Origin of the sequence: Campylobacter sp. RKI_CA19_01121 (assembly GCF_025771295.1) — a bacterium.
In the GTDB taxonomy this organism is placed as follows: Bacteria; Campylobacterota; Campylobacteria; order Campylobacterales; family Campylobacteraceae; genus Campylobacter_D.
On sequence record NZ_JAKMQA010000001.1, the window covers coordinates 32,939 to 55,719 of the forward strand.

The following is a 22,781-nucleotide window of genomic DNA, read 5'->3' on the forward strand; positions in this document are numbered from 1 at the left end:
AATTTTAAAAAATTAATATTTAAAGATTTTTTATGAATTATACAAAATTACAAGAATTATTGATCAATTTTATAAAAGAACAAGCAGGGGATAAAAATCTCATCTTAGGTTTAAGTGGTGGGATAGATTCAGCTTTAGTAGCTCATCTTTGTAAAAAAGCAGTGGGTGAAAAACTTTTTGTGCTTTTAATGCCTACAAAATATTCTAAAAAAGAAAATTTAGATGATGCGTTAATGCTTTGTAAAGATTTGCAAATTCATCATAAGATTATTTATATTGATGAAGTACTTTGTGCTTATGAAAAAATTTGTCAAGACTTAAACCCTTTACGCTTTGGAAATTTAGCTGCAAGAGTGCGTATGAGCTTGCTTTATGATTATTCAGCCTTGCATAATGCATTAGTAGTAGGTACTTCTAATAAAAGCGAACTTATGCTTGGTTATGGGACTATTTATGGGGATTTAGCTTGTGCTTTTAACCCTTTGGCTACGCTTTATAAAAGTGAAGTTTTTGAGCTTGCTAAATTTATGGGTGTGCATGAAAATTTCATACAAAAAGCTCCTAGCGCTGATCTTTGGCCAAATCAAAGCGATGAAAAAGATCTTGGCTATAAATATGAAGTTTTAGATGAAGTTTTAAAAGCTTTAGAAAACAATCAAAGTTTGGAAAATTTTGATGAGAATTTAAAAAATTTAGTCTTAGAGCGTGTGCAAAATAATGCCTTTAAAAGAAAACCTCCAACAACATTAAAGAATACATATGACTTGGCTTGATCGCTATTTTTTTAAACCTAATTTTTTGCAAAAAACTCTAGCCTTTTTGCTTTTGCCTTTTAGCTTTTTATATATGATTATAGCGATTTTAAATACTAAATTTAAAAAAGAACTTGATTTTAATTTACCCATTATAAGCATAGGCAATCTAACCCTAGGAGGCAATGGAAAAACTCCCATTTGTAAAGCCATAGCAGCTGAGTTTGAAAATTGTTTTATCATCTTAAGAGGCTATAAAAGACAAAGTAAAGGCTTAATCATCGTTAAGCATAAAGATGAAATTTTATGTAATATTAAAGAAAGTGGCGATGAAGCTATGGAGTATGCACTTACAAAGTACATTAGTGGAGTGATAGTAAGCGAAGATAGGGTTAAAGGCATACAAAAAGCTATCGAGCTTGGAGCAAAAATCATACTTTTAGACGATGCTTTTTCTAAATTTCACATTAAAAAACTTAATATTTTATTACAAAGTAAAGATGAGCCATTTTTTGATTTTACCCTACCTAGTGGGGCTTATCGTTTGCCAAAATCTTTTGCTAAAAGGGCTGATTTTATAGCTAAAGAAAACGAAGATTTTGTGCGTTATTCTCATGTAAAAGAAAATCAAAAAGCCATTTTAATAAGCTCTATTGCAAAGCCTTTTAGATTATATGAGCATTTTATCAAAGCTAGGGCTTGTTATTTTTTTGCTGATCATTATACTTTCAAAAAAGAAGAATTAGAAAAACTTTTAAAAAAACACAATTGCGACACTTTAATGCTAACCTTTAAAGACTATGTGAAAGTAAAAGATTTTGGCTTTAAAACTGAACTTATCCATCTTGATATTGTTTTAAAAGATAGCTTTAAGCAAGTTTTGCAAGATTATATTTATAAATTTAACAAAAAGGAAGAAAATGTTACTACACTCAACCCAAGATAAAAACCACCAAATAAGCTTTTCAAAAGCCTTACTTAGCCCTAGTGCACCTAATAATGCTTTATACGCTCCACTTAATCTACCAAAGCTTGATAATGAAGCTTTAAAAAATTTAAACTATAAAGAATTAGCCTTAAAAATCATCACAGCTTTTGATTTTGATTTAGAGCTTGAAGTTTTTGAAAAAGCTTTGAAAACTTATGAGAGTTTTGATGATAAAACCTGCCCTATTAATTTGAAAAAAATTAATGATAAGCTTTATATTAATGAATTATTCCATGGGCCAACAAGAGCTTTTAAAGATATGGCTTTGCAACCTTTTGGCGTGCTTTTAGAACACTTAAAAAAAGATAATGATTTTTTAATCATGTGCGCTACAAGTGGTGACACAGGGCCTGCAACATTAAAAAGCTTTGAAAATAAAAAAGGTATAAAAGTAGTTTGTATTTACCCAAATGAAGGCACAAGTAAAACTCAAGCTTTACAAATGACACATTCAAATGCAAGCAATTTAAAATCCATAGCCATTGAAGGTAATTTTGATGATGCGCAAAATGCTCTAAAAGCGCTTTTAAATGATGAGGATTTTAAAAATACTTTAAAAGAAGAAAAGTTAAGTCTAAGTGCTGCAAATTCAGTTAATTTTGGAAGAATACTTTTTCAAATCATCTATCATTACTATGCTAGTTTAAAAATCGATAAAACAATAGATATCATCATTCCAAGTGGAAATTTTGGCGATGCTTTGGGAGCTTATTATGCTAAAAAAATGGGAGCAAATATAGGCAAAATTAAAATTGCTTCCAATTCAAATAATATTTTAAGTGAGTTTTTTAATACAGGCAAATATGATTTAAGAAATAAAAGCTTACAAAAGACTATTTCTCCTGCTATGGATATACTCATATCATCAAATATAGAAAGATTGCTTTTTGATAAATTTAAAGATGAGCGCACCAAAAAACTTATGCAAGCTTTAAAGAATGAAAAATATTATGAGCTTAGCCAAAAAGAGCTAGAGCTTTTACAAGAAGACTTTGAAGCTGATTTTTGCAATGATGATGAGTGTATGCAATATATCAAACAATACAGCCACTTAGAACTTTTAGACCCTCACACTTGCACTTGCTTTAAAATGCTTGATTCTAACACCACTACGCTTATTACTTCCACAGCACAATGGAGTAAATTTACCCCAAGTATGTATCAAGCAATTTATAATAAAGAATGCCAAGATGAACAAGCTTGCATGCAAGAACTTGCAAAAGAATTTAAACAAGAAATTCATCCAAATATCGCAAGCTTATTTACAAGCACACAAAAGCAAAATCAAGTTTGCAAACTCAAAAATCTAAAACAAACTATTATAGAATGGATAAAACAATGATAATCATACCCGCAAGATTAAAATCAAGTCGTTTTGAAAATAAAATTTTATGCGAGATTGATAATTTACCTATGTTTATTTATACAGCTAAAAAAATGCAAGAAGTTGATGAAGTGTGTGTGGCGCTTGATGATGAAGAGGTTTTAAAAATAGCACAAAAACACAATATAAAAGCAGTTTTAACAAGTAAAAATCACGAAAGTGGCACTGATAGAATCAACGAAGCTTGTCAAATTTTAAAACTAAATGAAAATGAGCTAATCATCAATGTCCAAGCTGATGAGCCTTTTATAGAAACACAAAATATTAAAAATTTTAAGGAATTTAGCCAAAAAGCTTTTGAAGATGAGCTTTGTTTTATGAGTAGTTGCTACAAAGAAGTAGATGCGAAAGCTTGTGATGATCCAAATTTGGTTAAAGTAGTTACTGATAGTAATGATTATGCTTTATATTTTTCAAGATCTAAAATTCCTTATGAAAGGGCAAATTATAAACAAAATTTTAAAGCCCATCTTGGAATTTATGCATATAGAGTTAAAAATTTACAAGAATTTTGCACTTTGAAAAACTCAGCTTTGGAAGAATGTGAAAAATTAGAACAATTAAGAGCCTTAGAAAATGGCAAAAAAATCAAAATGTTAAAAATACAAAGTCAAAGCATAGGTATAGATACAAAAGAAGATTATGAGAAAGCTTTGGTTAAATTTGGAGTTAAAAAATGAAAAAAATACTTTTTTTACTAAGCTTGTTTTTTACACTTCATGCAAAAGAATTAATCGTAGGCATGGAGTTAGCTTACCCTCCTTTTGAAATGAGTGATACCAAAGGTAATCCAAGTGGTATTAGTGTAGAGTTTTTACAAGCCTTTGCCAAAGAAAAAAACTATGATTTAAAAATCCAAAACATAGCTTGGGATGGACTTATACCTGCTTTAAGAACTCAAAAAATAGATCTCATCATGTCTTCTATGAGTATAAGTGAACAAAGAAAAAAGGTAATAGATTTTACCTTGCCTTATGCTAAGGCAAATTTAGCGATATTAAGCGCTAAAAAATCAAATATTAATTCCATAGAAGATTTAAATCAAAAAGGGAAAATACTTGCTTTAAAAAGAGGTTCAAGTGCACATTTATATGCTCAAAAAAATCTTAAAAATGCAAAAATCTTAGTATTTGATAAAGAAAATGCGGCTATTTTAGAAGTCATTCAAGCAAAAGCTGATGCTTTTATTTATGATCAAATGAGCATTTATAAAGCATGGAAAAAACATCCTGAACAAACAAAAGCTATTTTTACTCCTTTTGAAAAAACACCTGAGCAATGGGCCATAGCTTTAAATAAAAATAATACCAAATTAAAAGAAGAACTCAATGAGTTTATTTTAAAATCTAAAAAAAATGGTCTTTTTGATAAGCTAAGTCAAAAATACCTCAAAGATATGCAAGAAATTTTCAAAGAACAAAAGCTTGAGTTTTTCTTTTAAGAAAAACTCTTTTCAAGCTTTCTTGAAAACATAGAAATAGGTAAAGTTAAAACCAAATAACAAAGCGCTAAAGGAATATAAATTTCTAAAGTTGAAAAAGTAAAAGCATTGATTTCCTGAGCATTTTGAGTTAGTTCTGAAATAGCTATAACACTTAAAAGAGAACTATCTTTAATTAAACTACTAAGCTGTCCGCTTAGTGGTGCTAAGATATTTTTTAAAGCTTGGGGAAAAATAACGCTTTTATAAATTTCAAACTCACTCAAACCCAAAGCTTTAGCACTTTCATATTGCATTTTATCAACACTTAAAATCCCTGCTCTAAATATCTCACAAATATAAGCACTAGCAAATAAAGCTAAAATCAAAACTCCGCAAACATAACGATTATCAAGCCCTAAATTATCCGCAAAAATATAATAAATCAATAAAATTTGCACTAGTAAAGGTGTGCCTCTAATGAGCTCTATAAAAACTCTTGCAAACATATTAAAAAGCACGATTTTACAAAGACTCATATAGCATAAAATCAAAGCAAAAATCACACCTACAATCAAAGACAAAACACTAATAAAAAAACTCGTAAAAAAACCCTGTATCATTTTGTCTTTATATTCATAAATTGCCCCAAAATCAAAATTATAACTAGCGCTTAAAAAAGATAAATAAAAAAATAAAAACAATAAAAAAACCAACAAAAAAGCATTAACCATATATACTTTTAAAGTAATTTTTTTATGCTCGTTAAATTTATTGTGTACTAAAAAAATACTATTCAAAAATTTCCTTTATTATGATTTCAAATATAGCAAATAGCAGCTAAATTTCACTAAATATTAAGATTGTTAAAAATTGGAATTTTAGTTTATAACAAACTCCTTAATTTAGGATAATTATTAACTTAAATTTACCACAAATAAGTAAAATAAAACAAATTTAACTTATAGTTTCAAGGAGAAAAATGCGTTTTTTAGCGGTATTTTTTATTTTTTTAAATTTAGCTTTTGCTAATAATGGAGTATTATCACTCAATGAAGCTTTTAAACTCAATACCCATAGTAACAATCAAGGAATTTTTTTAAAAATCAATCTTGCAGACAGAATTTATCTTTACAAAGATCAAATCAAAGTAGAATTAGATTCAAATGACATTACTTCTTTATTAAATTTCCCACAAACTCAAACTAGAGAAAACAAAGAGGTAATCTTTAGTCAACTTGAACTTTTTATACCTCAATTATTATTAGATGATTTTGTTAAAAATAACAAAGCAAAACTTTCCTTAGCTTATCAGGGTTGCTCAGAAGAAGGTTTATGCTATCGTCCTGTATATGTAAATTATGAACTTAATAAACAAAATGGATTTTATACTATAAAATCCGCTAAAGATCAATTTAAAAAGCAAAATGAAGATGAGCAAATTGCTAATGATTTAAGCACACAAAATATATTTATCACGCTTTTAACTTTTTTTGGTTATGGCTTGTTATTAGCACTTACTCCTTGTATTTTACCAATGATACCTATTCTTTCTTCATTAATCGCAATGAAGCTCAAAGATAAACCATCTAAAAAATATAGCTTTTATTTATCTTTTATCTATGTTTTTTTTATGTCTTTAGCTTATGCTATAGCAGGTGCTTTAGTAGGTCTTGCAGGAGCTAATGTACAAGGTTTATTGCAACAACCTTGGATTATCATTACTTTTGCTGGCATTTTTGTATTGCTCTCACTTTCTATGTTTGGCCTTTATGAATTACAATTGCCGCTTAAATTTCAAAATTTTATTAATAAAAAAATAGAAGGCAAAAATGGAGTTTTTGGTATAGCTATCATGGGCTTTTTATCAGCTCTTATTGTAGGACCTTGCGTGGCTGCACCTTTAGCAGGGGCTTTGCTTTACATTACTAATAGTGGTGATGTATTTTTAGGAGGACTTTCTTTATTTGTGATGAGTTTTGGTATGGGCATGCCTTTACTTTTAATAGGATTTGGAGGAAGTTTTTTAAAAAGCGGAGCTTGGATGCTTAAGATAAAGATTTTCTTTGGTTTTATCATGCTCATCATGGCAGTTTGGATGCTAGAAAGAATACTTAATGCAAATATCATTTTAATGCTTTATGGGATTATAGGGGTATTTTTTGCTAGCTTTATGGGGCTATTTGATGAAGCAAAAACTAATTTTGATAAATTTAAAAAAGCAAGTATGATTTTAATTTTAGCTTATAGTTTAAGTCTAATTTTAGGCAGCTCAATGGGTTCAAAAAGCTTACTAAAACCTCTTGAGTTTAACCTTACTTCAAAAGAAAATAGCTCTAGTTTAAGTTTTAAAACCATTAAAAACTTAAAAGAACTTAAGCAAGAATTACAAAATTCTACCAAACCGGTTATGCTTGAATTTACAGCCGCTTGGTGTGAAAACTGCAAACTTTTGGAAGAATATACTTTTACAGATACAAAAGTACAAAATTTGCTTGCTAATTACACGCTTTTAAAGGCAGATGTAACACACAATAGCCAAGAAGATTTAGCTCTTATGAAAGAATTTGGAGTTTTTGGGCCTCCTGTGATGATATTTTTTAACAAAGGTGAGGAAAAAGGACGCATTATAGGCTATGTAGATGCAAATGATTTTTTAAGTAAAGTTCCTTGATGAGTTCTATTAAATCTTTGCAAATTGGCAAAATCAAAAACTATAATAAATTTCACTCAGCATTTATCAAGGATATTTATTTAAATTCTTTGCAAATTTATACAGATTATATTCTTGATAATGAAATAGCTGATAAAATTCATCATGGAAATTTAGAAAAAGTTGTTTTTGCAAATAGTGTGCAAAACTATACTTTATGGAATAATTATTTAAATAAATACTTAAATTTTGGAGAAATGGGAGAGAATTTAAGTATTGATGGTTTAAACGAATATAATGTTTGTTGTGGAGATATACATGAGATAGGTACTTGTATTTTGCAAATAAGTCAACCGCGCAAGCCTTGTTTTAAAATTTCTAGCATACACAATCACTTAAATTTCACTCAAGAAATTTTCAAAAGTGGAAGAACTGGATGGTATTATAGAGTCTTAAAAGAAGGCATAATAAACAAAAATGACAAAATCAAAATCTTACAAAAAGATGAAACTAATTTAAGCATTATGGAGTTAAATCAATTATTTTTTAATCCTTTTAAAAATTCAAATTCTTTAGAAAAATTAGAAAAAATTTCCACCCTAGCAAAAGGATGGAAAGAGAGTATTCAGGCTAGATTAAATCACACTTATGATGATTCTTATATGTTTATTTAAAAAATCCTTTTATCCCTATAAGCTGATACTGCCATAGTTTTTCTATAAAAATTTTAAGTTTTATTGCCAAAAGACCACTAATTGGCTTATGCAAAACTGTGCCAACTGCATAATCATTTCCGATTGAACAAACGGTATTTCCACTTATAAAAGAAAATTCTTGCTTAAATTCTTTCTCACCAATCATAGCCATTAAAGCTTTGGCTACATAAGCTCCTTCTCTTAATGCAAGCTGGGCTGTTGGAGGATAAGGAGTGTTGGTTTTAGGATTTTTAAATAAACTATTATCACCTATAAAAAAGTATTTTGATGGATTTTCAACATTTAAAGGATGCATGAAAGCATCTACTTCTATACGCGATCTTGCACTTGGAAAATCAGAGCTATTTTCTATAACGCTATTACCCCTAACCCCTGCAGTCCAAATGATAGTATTAGCTTTAACAAATTCTCCCCCATCAAGTCTTATACCATTTTTTTCACATTCTATGATTTTAGATTTTTCATATACTTTTACACCAAGCGCTTCTAGTCTTTGCTTTGCTTTTAAAGCCAAACTTTTATCAAACATAGGTAAAATTTGATCCATAGCTTCGATAATAGAAAGCTCTAATTTCTCATAAGCAATTTGCTCTTTTTGGCAAAAGAATTTAAGCTCTTTAGCTAAAGAAGCTATAAATTCAACCCCACTTAAGCCCCCACCACAAACTGTAATTTTTAAATCATCTTCATTTTGGGTGGTTTTATAATTTTTTATTTTCTCATATATTATTTCATTAATTTTTAAAGCATTTTCATAATTGTCTATACTCAAAGCATATTCTTGCATACCTTTAATGCCAAAAGTTTCTTTAGCAAAACCAAGCCCACATACTAAAATATCAAAGTCAAATTCATTATTTTTAGTAAAAACTTTGTCTTTAGAAATTTTTAAAACTTCATCTTGGATAAAGTTGATTTTTGGATTTAATAAAGGTAAAAGATCATATTTTGAACTATAAATATCTTCATTGGAAGCTACTTTGTGTAGTAAAATAGTATGATAATGATAAGAATTGTTATTAATCAAACTCACTTGTGCTTTTTCAAAAAACTCATCAGGTAAGGCTTTTATAGCCGATAAAGTAGCATATCCTGCACCTAAAAACAAAATTTTCTTTTTTTGCATGGATTTTCCTTTAATTTGATAAAAAAATAAATAAAAATTTGGCATAATGGTATTATTTTTTATCTTAAAATATTTTTTATTTAAATTTAGCAAGGAAAAAGCATGCAAAGACAAACTTGGAGCAATACGCTAACTTATATCCTTACAGTAGCAGGAGCGACTATTGGTTTTGGAGCCACTTGGCGTTTTCCATACTTAGTAGGTGAAAATGGAGGCGGTGCTTATGTTTTAGCCTTTTGTATAGCTATGATTTTTATAGGAATTCCTGTGATTTTGGTTGAAAATGTTATAGGAAGACGTAGAATGCTAAATTCAGTCGATGCTTTTGGCGGAAAAACAAGCGATGGGGTTAAAATATCCAATTCTTGGCAAGGTATTGGCTACATGGGACTTTTAGGTAGTTTTGGAATCATGGCTTATTATATGGTAATAGGTGGATGGGTTTTAGCTTATATTTTTAAAATCATCATAGGCGATTTTAACCTTTCAAGTCCCATTAACGCTCAATATACAAGCGAATTTTATAGCTCTACCATAGAAAATAATCCTTTATTAATAGGAATTTTTACTACTATATTTGTGATAATTAACTGGATTATCTTAAAAAAAGGTGTGATTGATGGCATAGAAAAGTCAGTAAAATACCTTATGCCATTTTTATTTATCTGCCTTTTGGTTGTTGTTGCACGTAATTTAACTCTTGAAGGAGCAAGTGAGGGTGTGAAATTTTACCTTACTCCTGATCTTTCCAAAATCACTCCTAAATTGTTTATAGATGTTTTAGGGCAAGTATTTTTTGCCCTATCTTTGGGTTTTGGTGTAATGATAACCTTATCATCTCACCTTAAGAAAAATGAGAATTTAATCAAAACTTCTGTTTATACAGGAATTTTAAATACCCTCATAGCAGTACTTGCTGGTTTTATGATTTTTCCTGCTTTATTTAGTGTAGGTTTAACCCCTGATAGTGGGCCATCTTTGGTTTTTAAAACCTTACCTGTTGCATTTTCACATATACCTTTTGGAAGTATAATTTGTGTGTTTTTCTTTTTACTTTTAATCATCGCTGCACTTACTACAAGCTTGCCAATTTATCAAGTAATCATCAGTGTTTTGGAAGAAAAATTTAAACTAGCTAAAAATACTGCTATTAATCTAACACTTGGAAGTATTTTTGTCTTGGGAAATTTACCATGCATACTTACTTATGGTCCTTTAAGAGATATTACCATCATCAAAGGAAAAAATATTTTTGATAGCTTTGATTTTATTAGTGGAAATATATTCTTTGTTTTAACCGCATTTTTTTGTTGTATTTATGTAGGTTGGGTACTTAAAAAAGATGCTATTTATGAACTTTCTAATCAAAATACTCTAAAAGGAAGTATTTTTAAACTATGGTATTACTATGTTAAGTTTATCATACCTTTGATTATCTTAGTGATTTTTTATTTTGGAATTTTTTAATTTATACTCATAACGCTTTAACATGCTTATATTTCCTTCAAGGCCTCCTTGATGGATATATAAGATTTTTCCACCAAATTGCTCTTTATGAGCTAATAAAGTTTTAAAACCCACCATATCATAAAGCAAATCAAACTCCACTCTACATTCTTTTTTTAGATCTTGATAAAGATCATAAAATTCCAAATAAGGCTTAGCAAAATGATATTTTTTAGGTGGATTTAGTATGGTTAAATTATCAAAATCATAATTTGGCTCTAAGCTTAAAATTTGCTCTTTTAAATACGCACTATCGCCTACGCAAGCACATGTAAAAACTTTAAATTTACTATGTTTAGCCAAAAAAGCCGCAGAAGTTCCTGTACCTGAGGGTAAAAAAATACTTACATTTTCATTCAACTGTTCACTAAGCTCTAAGGCTAGTTGTTGGTATCCAAATTCAGCTTCTTTTATAGCCACACCCTCTTCTATAAAAATATCATCATCTTTTTTTAAGGCTAAAGCTTGTAATCTTCTTGTAGGATAGTTTGTATTTTCTATCAACTCAACATTGTATTTTAATGCAAATTCTAAATTTCCATGGGGATTTTCTTTTAAAAAAGAACTAATTTTTTCACAAACAAAAATAAGTGAAAAATCATTTTCGTAACAAAACTTAGCTAAAGCAACTAAAGCATTACTTTGAGAAGAACCAAAAGAAATAAACCTTTGTCCTTTTTTAAATAAATGTTTGTTTTTTTCAAATAAGGCTAGTTTTCTAGCCTTATTTCCATTGATGTAACCTAATAAATCATCTCTTTTGAGTAAAAATTCAAAATTTTTGTATTTTAAAATATCAATTCTACTTGCTATCAAGGTATTTTTCAACCTTTTCTAAAGCATTATTTGTATTGATATTAAACTTAATCTCTATTCTACGGCTTGCTTCTTTATCTTCTTTACCATCTTTCATAATCACATCAGAATAAGACCTACCACTTGCCATTAAAAGTTTTTGCAATCTTGGATCTTTGTAAAATGAGTGTATAAAACTCATCACAGCATAAGCTCTTTTTTGTGATAAATCAAGATTATATATATAAGAACCTGCACTATCTGTATGACCTTCTATGACTATATTTTCTATGCTATTTAAGATATTTTCATCTTTTAAAATATTGTCAAAATACTGCGTTAAAATCGCTTTCAAATTCTCTTTTGCATGTGCTTTTAGCGTAAAAGAATTTGTATCAAAAAGCACTTCAGAAGGTAAAACTATCGCCCCTGTATTAGAATCTAAGGTAATGTTAGTATCAAATTTTGCTTGAAGATTTTTAATGGTATTTTCTTTGATTAAACCTAGTTCTTTGATTTTACTTTTTGCCTCATCAAAATTACGCTCTAATTCTTTGATTTCTTCATCTTTTTTGTTTAATCTCTCAAGCAAAGCAAAAATTTGTTGATCTTTTTCATCTAAACTTGAATTTAAATCTTGATTAAGTTTAGTAATATTAGCCTCTAAAGCCTGTTTTTGCTTATTAACATCATCAAGCGTGCTTGAAGTATTATTTAATTTTTGACTAAGATTTTTTAAAATATCTTCTTTTTGGTTTAATTCTTCTTTATTCTCTCTTAAGCGCTCTTCTTGTTTTTGTAGATTTTCTTTTATGATTTGCAAATCACTTTGAGTTAAAACATACTTAACAACTATAGCTCCAATAAGCAAAATAAATATAAAAAGCAAGCCCGCCATTAAATCTGCATAAGCTATCCAAAAATTATTTTCTTCATTGTTAGAATTATTTTTTATCATCTATTTTTTCATCTTCTTTTTGATTTTCAAGCTTTGCAATAACTTGTGTGGTTTGCTCATCTAATTCTTTGCTTTCTTCTTTAAATTCTTGCATTAGTGAAATTTTTTCATCAATATTTTTTTCATCTTCATAAGCTTCTTTAAAAGTGTGCATACCTTCTATAATACTTGCCCTAAAGCCCTCGAAAAGTTTAGTTTGATTATCAAGCATAAGATTTTGATATTTTTCAATATTATTTGAAAAATTATTCACCTTTTCATCTAAAGCACTCACGCTTTTATCTAAATGCACAATCTTATCAGAACTCACATCCAAAAGTCTGTTGTATTGCTCTGAAATTCTTAAAGTTAAATCTTTTATGTTTGAATTTAGCATATTTACCGCATTTGCAATCTCGCTGTAAGTTTTAACTATATCTTTTTGCTCTCTTTGGGTTTTAGACAAATCACTCATAGTTTGTTTTACATGCTCACTGCTTAATCTTACAGCTTTTTCCTCAGCATTTACAAGCTCTTGAAAAACTTTGAATTTTCTATCTATTGTATTATCTAATTCTTTAAAAAATTCCTCATTGCTCACATGCTCAAAAATCGTGCCTATTTTTTCAAAATGTTGCAAACTTTCTTGAAGATATTTTCTATCAATTTCTTCTTTAGACCAGAAAAAATCGCTTGTTGCATTTTTTTGACGATTAAGAAGTTTTTGAAATTTACTACTGCCGTATTTTTCAAAAAATATCCACCAAAGTGCTAAGAAAATTCCATAAATTGATACATAAAAGGCTGTTCCTACTCCATTTAATAAAACTGAAATTTCTTGTTCTAAACCTGCTGTGTCACTTGAATTAAAATTTGGCATAGACATGGCTATACTTATAAAAGTCCCCAAAATACCGAGCATAGGAAAAATAGCTGCACCTACAGAAGCAAAATTTTCATTTCTCAAATCTTTCACATAAGCATAAGCAAAATCATCAAAACTAGCGTTTGACTTTGTTTCTTTACCTATAACTAAAAAATGCTTCATAATATAGCGTTTTAATATAAGCTTAAATTCATCTTTTTGTTGCTCAAAAATACTTGAAGCATAATCAGCACTATGTCTAGCAAAGATCAAAGCTACCAAAAAGATAATCCCTATCATTACAACACTATGTAATTCTACTTTAAAATCAATCTTTCCAAAATATCCTAAAAGTACTAAAATATACAATATAGCAGGGATAAAAATAATCTTTAAATAAGCAACAATTCCTGTACTGCCTTTTCCCTCAGGCAATACAAGATCAGAAAAATCATCAGTTGTTTTAACTTCCATTTTATAAACCTTTGTTAATTTTGCTCTAAAAATTTGAAATCTTCACAGGAAAATCAACTAAGAGTTATAAAACTCTTAGTTTCTATCGATACAATTTAAATCACTAAAAGCACACTCTAAGCGCTTGATCATACTCTCTTCGCCCGCTCTAAGCCATACTCTTGGATCATAGTATTTTTTATTTGGCTTATCATCTCCATCTGGATTGCCAATTTGTCCTTGCAAATAAGCTTTATTTTTAAGTTCATACTCTCTAACACCATCCCAAAAAGCCCATTGAGTATCTGTATCGATATTCATCTTAATCACACCATAGCTAAGTGCTGCTTTGATATCTTCTATATCACTACCACTGCCACCATGGAAAACAAAATTGATTGGTTTTTCGTTACCAAGATTGAATTTTTCTTTTACATAATTTTGAGAGTTTTTAAGAATTTCAGGTCTTAAAACCACATTTCCTGGTTTATATACTCCATGTACATTACCAAAGCTAGCTGCGATTGAAAATCTATCACTAATTTTAGAAAGTCTCTCATAAGCTAGCGCTACATCTTCAGGCTGGGTGTATAATTTTGCATTATCGATATTAGTATTATCCACTCCATCTTCTTCACCACCCGTACATCCTAACTCAAGCTCTAAAGAAATCCCAAGCTCAGACATTTGTTTTAGATAATTTTCACAAGTGCTTAGATTACTTTCTAAATCCTCTTCACTTAAGTCAATCATATGAGAGCTAAACAAAGGCTTACCTGTTTCTTTTTTAAACTCAATATTTGCTTCAATCAAAGCATCAATCCAAGGAAGTAATTTTCTAGCAGCATGATCTGTGTGTAAAATCACCGGAACTCCATAAGCTTTTGCCATTAAATGTACATGTCTTGCACCACTTATAGCGCCAAGCACATCAGCTTTTGGGCAAGCTTTCCCTGCTACAAATTTGGCTCCTCCATTTGAAAACTGAATAATCACAGGTGAATTAACTTTTTTAGCACTTTCTAAAACCGCATTAATAGAATTTGTCCCCACGACATTTACCGCAGGGATAGCAAATCCTTCTTTTTTTGCATGATTATATACGATATTTAGATCATCACCACTTAAAACACCTGGTTTAACAAGATCTAATACGCCCATTATTTGTATTCCACTTTTGCTTTTTGAAGAAGTTCTTGAGCTTTTTTATTCATAAGTTCTTTAAATTCTTCCATTTTGATATTGCTTTCAATACCTGCTTTTACTTCATTATAGCTCATAGTACTTTTTGCTCTAGCATCTTCTTTTAAGATAACATGATATCCAAAATCACTCTTTACAGGTGTTTTAGAAATAGTACCTTTTTTCATAGAAAAAGCTGCATCAGCAAATGGTTTTACCATAGTTGATTCAGCAAACCAACCAAGATCACCACCTTGAGCTGAAGAACCTTTGTCGATTGATTTTTCTTTTGCAAGTTGAGCAAATTTATCATTTAAAGCTTTTCCACTTAGCTTACTAAGCTCAGCAATAATATCTTTAGCTTCTTTTTCGCTAGTTACCAAAATATGCTTAGCTTTCACTTGAGCTGGTTTAGTAAATTTATCTTTATTTGCTTCATAGAATTTTTTAGCTTTAGCATCATTATTTTTAATTGAATCAAAAATTTTCTTTTGGTAGATATTTACCAAAATAGCTTCTTTAGCACGCTCTAATTCTTCTTTATATGAAGGATCATTTTCTATTTTTTGAGCTTTAGCATCTTTTAATACAAGTTGTTGAACGATATATTGATCAATAATTGCTTTTTTTTGCTCAGCTGGTAAATCAGTGATTTTAGCACCTCTTAACATAGGAGCAAAAAATTCATTCACTTCTGTATCGCTAATATTGTTTCCATCAAGGGTTGCAACCACCGCAGCATTTAAACTTAAACCTGTTAACAAAGCCGCAGCAACTAAAGAAATTTTTTTCATTGTTTTTCCTTTTGAAATAGTTTTGTTGATTTTATTATATCTAAACTTTATTTAAAGCCGATTAACATACAATAAGTTTATGAAAAGAAATTTAGAAATTAAAAAATTATTTTTAGAGCATTTTGGACAAGCAAAAACAGAATTAGTTTTTAGTAATGCTTATGAACTTATAGTTTGTGTTATGCTTTCAGCTCAATGTACTGATAAAAGGGTTAATCTCATCACACCGGCTTTATTTGAAGCTTATCCTAGCGTACAAGATTTAGCTAAGGCAAACTTATCATCTTTGAAGCTTTTGATTAATTCTTGCTCATTTTATAATAATAAAGCACAAAATTTAATCAAAATGGCTCAAGCAGTTTGCGAGCAATTTAATGGTGAAATTCCTATGAATGAGCAAGATTTAAAAACTCTAGCAGGCGTAGGACAAAAAACCGCACATGTAGTAATGATAGAATGGTGCGGGGCTAATTGTATGGCTGTAGATACTCATGTATTTAGAGTTTCACACAGACTTAATCTTAGCAAAGCCAAAACCCCTGAAGAAACAGAAAAAGACTTAACTAAAATTTTTAAAGATAATCTAAACTATCTTCATCAAGCTATGGTGCTTTTTGGACGTTATACATGTAAAGCCAAAAATCCCTTATGTAAAGAGTGTTTTTTAAATCATTTATGTAAGAGCAAAGATAAAAAGTTAATCTAGCACTAAATTAGTGCTAGATGATTTTAATGAAAGAATGGTAGATATAAGAAAGCATTAATCACTAAAGCATTTACTATATCTATGAAAAATGCACCTACTAAAGGCACAATAATAAATGCCATGTGGCTCATACCATAGTGATTTGTTACAGTTTGCATATTTACCATAGCTGTTGGAGTAGCACCTAAACCAAAACCACAATGTCCTGCTGCTAAAACTGCCGCATCATAGTCTTTTCCACATATTCTAAAGGTTACAAATATAGCAAAAGCAGCCATCATAGCAACTTGTACTACTAAAATTACTAGCATCGGTAGTGCAAGGGTTACTAGATCCCAAAGATTAATAGTCATTAGTGCTAAAGCTAAGAATAATGACAAGCTTACATTACCTAAAACTGACACCTCTCTATCAAATACATGGTGAATTTTTGTAGCTGATAAAACATTTCTTAGAACAACACCCACAAAAAGACAATACACAAAAGTTGGTAAAGTAAAACCTGTATTTGCTTTGATATAAGTAGATAAAGCATTACCTATTAATAAACATAAAGCAATCAATGCTAAAGACTCTATAAAAGAAGATGGAGTGATCAATCTTTCTTTTTCTGGAGATTGGAAATTTAAAATCGCATCTTTATCATCATTTTGTTTTGGAACTACTAATTTGTGTTTATTAACCAAATATCTTGCAACAGGCCCACCTATGATACCACCTGAAATAAGTCCAAAAGTCGCACAAGCAATAGCAACAGTAGTTGCACTAGAATACAAATAAGGTTCTTTAATAAATTCAGCCGCCCAAGCTGCACCTGTACCATGACCACCACTCATTGTAACAGAACCTGCTATAAGCCCCATAAGTGGATTTTGCCCCATGGCAGTTGCTACACCTATACCAACTATATTTTGCGCAAAGAGTAAAGCTACAACTACAACTAAAAAAACTGCTAATTTTCTACCACCTTTTTTCAATGAAGCAAAATCAGCTAACAAACCAATACTTGAAAAGAATGCAAGCATTAACGGATCTTTCATAGATTCATCAAATTTAATGTCTAGTGAAAAAGAACTATGTAAGATTAAAAGAATAATCGCAGCTATTCCACCACCAACAACTGGCTCAGGGATATTATAATCACGAAGAAATTTTACCCTTTTAATGACAAAAACGCCCAAAAGCAATACTATAACCATAGTAACTAGCGTTGCATAAAAATCAAATTTCATACCTCTCCTTTGTTTGATTTACTTATCAATTGTAATCTAAATGACTTTAAAAACAACGCAAATAAACACTACTCTTTACTAAGATATTACAAAATGAAACATTTTTAAGTCTATTTTACTCTGAAATCAATACTATATTATGATACAAATTAATATTTTTAAGTAAAGACAGTTTCGCTCTACTAAGCTCTTGAAGTGAATTAATAAGCAAAGCATCCGCATCAAGATAATCTTTTAGCTCATTACGCCCTAATTCATATTTTTCAAAATATAATTGTGTAATTTTTGCTTGATTGGCATTGATATCTTTTACTAAATTTAACAAATCATTATAGTATTTATCATTTTCATAACAAAGTTTAAACTCATGAATAGCTCTTTGTAATGCATCTTTATACTCATATAAGCGTGCTTGGTATGCAAATTCAGAAATTTTTACATTTTGTCTTACTCTATAAAAGTCCAAAAATGGTAAGTCAATAACAACATTACCTCCTAAGATTAAAAATTTAAAACTCTCATCAAAATTTTTATCACTCCCATCTAAATTTCCCAATATTTTTATACTAGGCAAAATACTTTTTTGCACACTTGCATAATCCTTATAAGAAGCCATAAGTTGATTTAGTTTTGCTTGAACTTGTGGTCTATAAGCAAGCATTTTTAATTCTATATCAAAATTAATTTTTTGCAAAGAAAAATCTTCAAGAGTATAATTTAGCATTTTATTAATCAAAAATCCATCATCTTTACCTAACAAATCTTTTATATTTTTAAGTGTTAAGTCTTTATTTTGCAAATTTGTAATGATGTTTTGTTTAGTGTTTAATAAAGACTTTTTGATATTTAAAAGATCAATATATTCAACCTTACCATAATTAAATTTAGTAGTATAAATTTCTAGCATTTGCTCAAGATTTTTTAAATGATTGTTGAGCAAACGATCTACATCATTAAAATAAATCAATTCAAAAATGCTATTAATCGCTAAATTAATCGTATCAAGTTCTAAAGAGCGTAACTCATATTCGCTTGCTTTTGCTAAAAATTCAGAACTAGCAACTTGATCTGAAATTTTTCCATATATATCAAGCTCATAATTTAACATAATGCCATTTGAGAAACTATGCATTTCTGCGCCATTGTTTAAATTTTTTCTTATATTTGCACCTAAATTTCCACTCAAAGTAGGATAAAGATCTAAATTTAAAAGCTTATATCTAGCTAAAGTGCTTAAAAAATTAACTCTTGCTACATTTAAATCTTTGTTATTGTCAATAATAGCTTTTAAGATATTATTTAAATCTTGATTATTATATTTTTCCCACCAAGCCTTGCTTGCATTAAAATCTTCAAAATATTCTTTTTTTATTTGATCTTGGAATACTTGTTCTAATTTTACTCCTACGCAAGCATTTAAAAAAAAGGCTATAAAAAATAATAAAAATATTCTCATCTCATTCCTTTGATAAAGCACTAATAGGATTTAAATTTGCTGCATTTTTTGCCGGAAAAAATCCAAAAACCACTCCGATTAAAACCGAACTTAAAAGCCCTAAAAATACCGAATTTAATGAAAGTATCATTGTAAAACCAAAATTTAAAGAATTAAATACTTCAATGATAATAAAAGAAAACATTACTCCAAAAATGGCCCCTAAAGAACAAATCAACACAGCCTCGATTAAAAACTGCATTAAAATATCTTCTTTTCTAGCTCCAATAGCCATTCTAACTCCAATTTCCCTTGTACGCTCACTTACTGAAACAAGCATGATATTCATCACACCAATACCACCTACTATCAAAGATACCACCGCAATGGAAGAAATAAGTAAGGTCAAAGTAGCAGTATTTTCCTCAATAGCATTTTTAATCGCGTCAGAATTTATAGTGAAAAAATCCTTTTTTCCGCGTTTAATCTCTAAAATTTTTACCATAGCCTCTTCAGCTAAAGCAGGATTTACCTCATCTTTTACCTTGGTTACTATAGCTCTTATTTGTTTATCCCCTGTGATTTTATTCATCAAAGTAGAATAAGGAGTGTAAATTTTAATGGTATTTTCATCAGCTCTAAAGCCTTTATTATCTCTTTCTTTTTTTAAAACACCAACTATAGTTAAAGGCTGTTTGTTAAAAATCACACTTTTACCTAAAACATCTTTAGCGCTGATATTATCAAATAAAATTCTCAAAGCATTTTCATCTATAATACAAATATTAGTATTATCTTTTATATCTTCATTATTAATAAACCTACCATCTACCATCACAAAACCTCTAAGCCTTAGATGATTTGGCCCTACTCCATAAATTCTAGCTTGCAAAGAATTATTCTTATAAGTTACTACCCCTATTTTGCCCACATCTGCTTCTACTGCTTCTAAATAAGGCAAAGAACTTAAGGTTTTTAAATCACTTAAATTTAGCCTTGTTTTACCTGATCGAATATCCCCCAAACCACGCCCTGAAACAACTTCTATGGTATTAGTCCCGATAGAACTAATAGAAGCAAGTATGTTTTGTTGGGCTCCAAGTCCTAAAGCAACCACGCAAACTACTGAAGCTATGCCTATGATAATACCAAGCATAGTAAGCAAAGAGCGTAGCTTGTGTGCTACAATGGAAGTTATGGACATTTTTAAACTTTCAAAAAGCTGATTTTTAAGCAAATTAAAGCTTTTTTTCTCTTTTGGCATTAACTTAGCTTTTATTTCGTCTGCTTTTTTTGCACCATTATCGCTTATAATCTTACCATCTTTAATTTCTATAACTCTTTTTGCTCTAGCAGCTATTTCTCTATCATGAGTGACTAAAACTACAGTGTGTCCTTGCTCGTTTAGTTTATTTAAAATTTCTAAAACTATCTTACCGCTTTTAGAATCAAGCGCACCCGTTGGCTCATCTGCTAAAATAAGCTCACCACCATTCATCAAAGCTCTTGCTATAGAAACTCTTTGCTGTTGTCCCCCGCTTAGCTCATTTGGCTTTGATAATTCTTTATGATCAAGCTCTAAAAAAGAAAGTAATTCCTTAGCCTTTTGTGATCTTTCTTGTTTGTTTTTTCCTGCATAAACAGCAGGTAAGGCTACATTATCTTTAGCATTTAAAAGACTAAGTAAATTATATCTTTGGAAAATAAAACCTATTTTTTCACGTCTAATCCTTGCTTTTTCATCCTTGCTTAAATTTGTAACTTCATATGCATCTAAAAAATATTTTCCACTACTTGGTTCATCAAGTGTGCCTATAATATTTAAAAGAGAGGTTTTTCCACTACCTGATTGTCCTATAATGGCTACAAATTCCCCTTTTTGAATATAAAGATTAATATTTTCTAAAATAGTTGTATTATTAATCTTTTTTTGTATATTTTCTAAGCGTATCATTTTTTATTTTTACCTATGATAACTAAATCACCCTCATTAATACCATCTAAAATTTGAGTATTTAAACTATCTTTGATACCTAATTTAACAGGTGTTTTTACACTTATATTATTTGCTTTTAAAATTTCTACATAATAACCACTTGTATCGCTTTTTATAGCTAAAGTTGGTATAACTAAAGTATTATTTTCTGTTTTAATAGCAATTTCATTTTCTGTACTCATACCTATGCGTAAAAAATTATTATCATTTTTTACAAAAACCCTTGCATAATAATACACAGCACTAGCGCTAGTACTTGAGTTTGAGTTTAAATTTGTATTGCTTGTTGCATCGCTTATGGTAGTATTTGCTGGATCTATGCTTGAAATAGTTGCTTCGTATTTTTTATCAGGTTCATTTAAAATACTAAATTTAACTTTTTTTCCTACACTAATTTTATTAATATCAGCTTCAGCTATTTGCATACGAATTTCCATTTCACTTAAATCAGCCAAACGCACTATACTTGGTGTATTTTGGTTTGCATTTACAGTTTGTCCTTCTTCAACTGCTACATTGATAATCTCACCCTTACTAGGTGCGGTTATAGTAGTATAAGCTAAATCTTTTTGAGCATTTTTTAAAGAAATTTCAAGTTGAGTAGTTTGAGCTTTTAAATCAGCCACATTTGCCCTTAGGGCATAAAAAGTATTTTTAAGATTTTCAAGATTTTCTAAAGAGGTAGCCTTTTTAGTATAAAGCTTTTGTTCTCTTTGGTATTGTTTAGTAGCTATATCAAGAGCGATTTTTTTACTTTCTAAATTTGCCTTTGCACTTTCAAGCTGAGCTTTGGTAATATCTAAATCATTTTGTTGCTTATCTTTATCAATTTGTACGATTAAATCACCCTCATTAACATGATCACCTAATTTTACATAAAGTTTAGTAATTTGCCCACTAACTTGCGCACCAACATCAACTTGTGTTTTTGCATAAACTTCACCAATTGCTTCTATACTTTGAGTAATATCTTGTTTTTTAACTTCATAAGTTAGATAATTATATTCTTCCTTATTTGCAAAAAAGAAAAAATACACCCCTATAATGAGTATGATCAAAAATATGCTTAAATAAATTATTTTTTTCATTTTAATCCTTTAAAAATCATATAATAAAACATTTGTATGAAGTAAAAATAAAATTGTAACAATAAAATATAATTTTAACAATTTTAAAGCTTATAAGATATAAGATAAATCAAAAAAAGGAAAAATAATGCAAGATTATTTAAATTTAATGCAAAATCGCTCTTCTATTAGAGCTTACACCCAAGAAAAAATTTCTAAAGAGAATTTAGAATATATCTTAGAATGTGCTAGATTATCTCCTAGTTCCTTAGGACTTGAACCTTGGAAATTCTTAGTTTTTCAAAAAGATGAACATAAAAAAGAAATTGCTAAAATAGCTAATAATCAAAGCCATGTAGCAAATTGCGCTGCTATTATAGTTGTAATTTCAAGGGCTGATTTTAAAGATTATTTTGAAGAAAAACTAAAAAAGAGAGGTTTAAGTCAAGAAGAATTAAACAAACGCTTGCAAACTTATAAGCCATTTTTAGACGCAATGGATTTAGAACAAAGTTTTATTTATGCTAAAGAACAAAGTTATCTTGCTATTGCAAATATTATCAATGCTGCTTATAGTTTAAATTTGGGCTCATGTATTATCGGTGGTTTTGATAAAGATAAAATCAATCAATATTTAAATTTAGACACCGCTAAACAAAGAGTATCTATGCTCATTACTTTAGGACATACCCAAGAAAATATTAGCACAAAAAAAGCTCGTTTTGCATTTGATGAAGTGGTAGAATTTAAAGATTAATCAAATATCAAAACTCC

The 22,781-nt window shown here is 29.4% G+C and carries 21 protein-coding genes; 10 read left to right on the plus strand and 11 right to left on the minus strand.

What is annotated here, in order from left to right; translation table 11 throughout:
- Positions 1-32 precede the first annotated feature (32 nt).
- Genes L8T90_RS00150 through L8T90_RS00170 form a run of 5 tightly spaced genes read left to right on the plus strand, consistent with a single transcriptional unit; the run spans position 33 to position 4,565 of the window.
- A complete protein-coding gene (locus L8T90_RS00150) occupies positions 33-773 on the plus strand; it encodes an NAD+ synthase (protein ID WP_263736375.1) in 741 nt (246 codons plus the stop codon).
- The gene (locus L8T90_RS00155; RefSeq protein WP_263736376.1) at positions 760-1,698 is read left to right on the plus strand and encodes a tetraacyldisaccharide 4'-kinase; all 939 of its coding nucleotides are present in this window, start codon (positions 760-762) and stop codon (positions 1,696-1,698) included. The genes L8T90_RS00150 and L8T90_RS00155 overlap by 14 nt, the downstream gene beginning before the upstream one ends.
- Positions 1,673-3,082 carry a threonine synthase gene (gene thrC / locus L8T90_RS00160; RefSeq protein WP_263736377.1) on the plus strand — a complete coding sequence of 470 codons (1,410 nt, stop codon included), beginning with the start codon at positions 1,673-1,675 and terminating at the stop codon, positions 3,080-3,082. The genes L8T90_RS00155 and thrC overlap by 26 nt, the downstream gene beginning before the upstream one ends.
- On the plus strand, positions 3,079-3,804 hold the full coding sequence (gene kdsB / locus L8T90_RS00165; protein WP_263736378.1) for a 3-deoxy-manno-octulosonate cytidylyltransferase: 726 nt from the start codon (positions 3,079-3,081) through the stop codon (positions 3,802-3,804). The genes thrC and kdsB overlap by 4 nt, the downstream gene beginning before the upstream one ends.
- Entirely contained in the window at positions 3,801-4,565 is a 765-nt protein-coding gene (locus tag L8T90_RS00170) for a transporter substrate-binding domain-containing protein (protein WP_263736379.1), read from the plus strand. Before kdsB ends, L8T90_RS00170 begins: the two co-directional genes overlap by 4 nt.
- On the opposite strand, the gene L8T90_RS00175 is transcribed toward L8T90_RS00170, so the two are convergent.
- Positions 4,562-5,278, minus strand: coding sequence for an amino acid ABC transporter permease (locus tag L8T90_RS00175; protein ID WP_318529930.1), 717 nt, complete (start codon positions 5,276-5,278; stop codon positions 4,562-4,564). The two genes, L8T90_RS00170 and L8T90_RS00175, sit on opposite strands and share 4 nt — an antisense overlap.
- Before the next feature lie 248 nt (positions 5,279-5,526).
- Between L8T90_RS00175 and dsbD the strand changes: the two genes are divergently transcribed.
- Both dsbD and L8T90_RS00185 read left to right on the plus strand, forming a co-directional pair.
- Entirely contained in the window at positions 5,527-7,218 is a 1,692-nt protein-coding gene (gene dsbD / locus L8T90_RS00180; RefSeq protein WP_263736381.1) for a protein-disulfide reductase DsbD, read from the plus strand.
- The gene (locus L8T90_RS00185; protein WP_263736382.1) at positions 7,218-7,871 is read left to right on the plus strand and encodes an MOSC domain-containing protein; all 654 of its coding nucleotides are present in this window, start codon (positions 7,218-7,220) and stop codon (positions 7,869-7,871) included. The genes dsbD and L8T90_RS00185 overlap by 1 nt, the downstream gene beginning before the upstream one ends.
- Here the strand turns inward: L8T90_RS00185 and L8T90_RS00190 are convergent.
- On the minus strand, positions 7,864-9,039 hold the full coding sequence (locus tag L8T90_RS00190; protein WP_263736383.1) for an NAD(P)/FAD-dependent oxidoreductase: 1,176 nt from the start codon (positions 9,037-9,039) through the stop codon (positions 7,864-7,866). The genes L8T90_RS00185 and L8T90_RS00190 overlap by 8 nt on opposite strands.
- 102 nt (positions 9,040-9,141) lie before the next feature.
- Here L8T90_RS00190 and L8T90_RS00195 point away from each other — a divergent pair, with 102 nt between their 5' ends.
- Positions 9,142-10,506, plus strand: coding sequence for a sodium-dependent transporter (locus L8T90_RS00195; RefSeq protein WP_263736384.1), 1,365 nt, complete (start codon positions 9,142-9,144; stop codon positions 10,504-10,506).
- Here L8T90_RS00195 and L8T90_RS00200 read toward each other — a convergent pair.
- The 5 genes from L8T90_RS00200 to L8T90_RS00220 all read right to left on the minus strand — a co-directional run bounded on the left by L8T90_RS00200 (position 10,477) and on the right by L8T90_RS00220 (position 15,571).
- The gene (locus L8T90_RS00200) at positions 10,477-11,361 is read right to left on the minus strand and encodes a 1-aminocyclopropane-1-carboxylate deaminase/D-cysteine desulfhydrase (protein WP_263736385.1); all 885 of its coding nucleotides are present in this window, start codon (positions 11,359-11,361) and stop codon (positions 10,477-10,479) included. The two genes, L8T90_RS00195 and L8T90_RS00200, sit on opposite strands and share 30 nt — an antisense overlap.
- Positions 11,348-12,298, minus strand: a complete 951-nt coding sequence (locus L8T90_RS00205) for an OmpA family protein (RefSeq protein ID WP_263672026.1) — start codon at positions 12,296-12,298, stop codon at positions 11,348-11,350. The genes L8T90_RS00200 and L8T90_RS00205 overlap by 14 nt, the downstream gene beginning before the upstream one ends.
- Entirely contained in the window at positions 12,285-13,616 is a 1,332-nt protein-coding gene (locus tag L8T90_RS00210; RefSeq protein WP_039626332.1) for a MotA/TolQ/ExbB proton channel family protein, read from the minus strand. Before L8T90_RS00210 ends, L8T90_RS00205 begins: the two co-directional genes overlap by 14 nt.
- A gap of 75 nt (positions 13,617-13,691) precedes the next feature.
- Positions 13,692-14,756 (minus strand): class II fructose-bisphosphate aldolase, encoded by a 1,065-nt coding sequence (gene fbaA / locus L8T90_RS00215; RefSeq protein ID WP_263736386.1) that lies wholly within the window; start codon positions 14,754-14,756, stop codon positions 13,692-13,694.
- A complete protein-coding gene (locus L8T90_RS00220; RefSeq protein ID WP_263663212.1) occupies positions 14,756-15,571 on the minus strand; it encodes a peptidylprolyl isomerase in 816 nt (271 codons plus the stop codon). The genes fbaA and L8T90_RS00220 overlap by 1 nt, the downstream gene beginning before the upstream one ends.
- A 79-nt stretch (positions 15,572-15,650) precedes the next feature.
- Between L8T90_RS00220 and nth the strand changes: the two genes are divergently transcribed.
- Positions 15,651-16,277, plus strand: a complete 627-nt coding sequence (gene nth, locus L8T90_RS00225; protein ID WP_039618455.1) for an endonuclease III — start codon at positions 15,651-15,653, stop codon at positions 16,275-16,277.
- Between the two features lie 23 nt (positions 16,278-16,300).
- Here nth and gltS read toward each other — a convergent pair whose 3' ends face one another.
- The 4 genes from gltS to L8T90_RS00245 form a co-directional block, all read right to left on the minus strand.
- Positions 16,301-17,509: a sodium/glutamate symporter gene (gene gltS / locus L8T90_RS00230; RefSeq protein ID WP_263663209.1), complete on the minus strand. Its 1,209-nt coding sequence runs from the start codon at positions 17,507-17,509 to the stop codon at positions 16,301-16,303.
- A gap of 115 nt (positions 17,510-17,624) precedes the next feature.
- Positions 17,625-18,965, minus strand: coding sequence for a TolC family protein (locus tag L8T90_RS00235; protein ID WP_263736387.1), 1,341 nt, complete (start codon positions 18,963-18,965; stop codon positions 17,625-17,627).
- A gap of 1 nt (position 18,966) precedes the next feature.
- Positions 18,967-20,898, minus strand: coding sequence for an ABC transporter permease (locus tag L8T90_RS00240; RefSeq protein ID WP_263736388.1), 1,932 nt, complete (start codon positions 20,896-20,898; stop codon positions 18,967-18,969).
- A complete protein-coding gene (locus L8T90_RS00245; RefSeq protein WP_263736389.1) occupies positions 20,895-22,028 on the minus strand; it encodes an efflux RND transporter periplasmic adaptor subunit in 1,134 nt (377 codons plus the stop codon). The genes L8T90_RS00240 and L8T90_RS00245 overlap by 4 nt, the downstream gene beginning before the upstream one ends.
- Before the next feature lie 127 nt (positions 22,029-22,155).
- Between L8T90_RS00245 and L8T90_RS00250 the strand changes: the two genes are divergently transcribed.
- Positions 22,156-22,764: an NAD(P)H-dependent oxidoreductase gene (locus L8T90_RS00250; RefSeq protein ID WP_263736390.1), complete on the plus strand. Its 609-nt coding sequence runs from the start codon at positions 22,156-22,158 to the stop codon at positions 22,762-22,764.
- Positions 22,765-22,781: the final 17 nt, after the last annotated feature.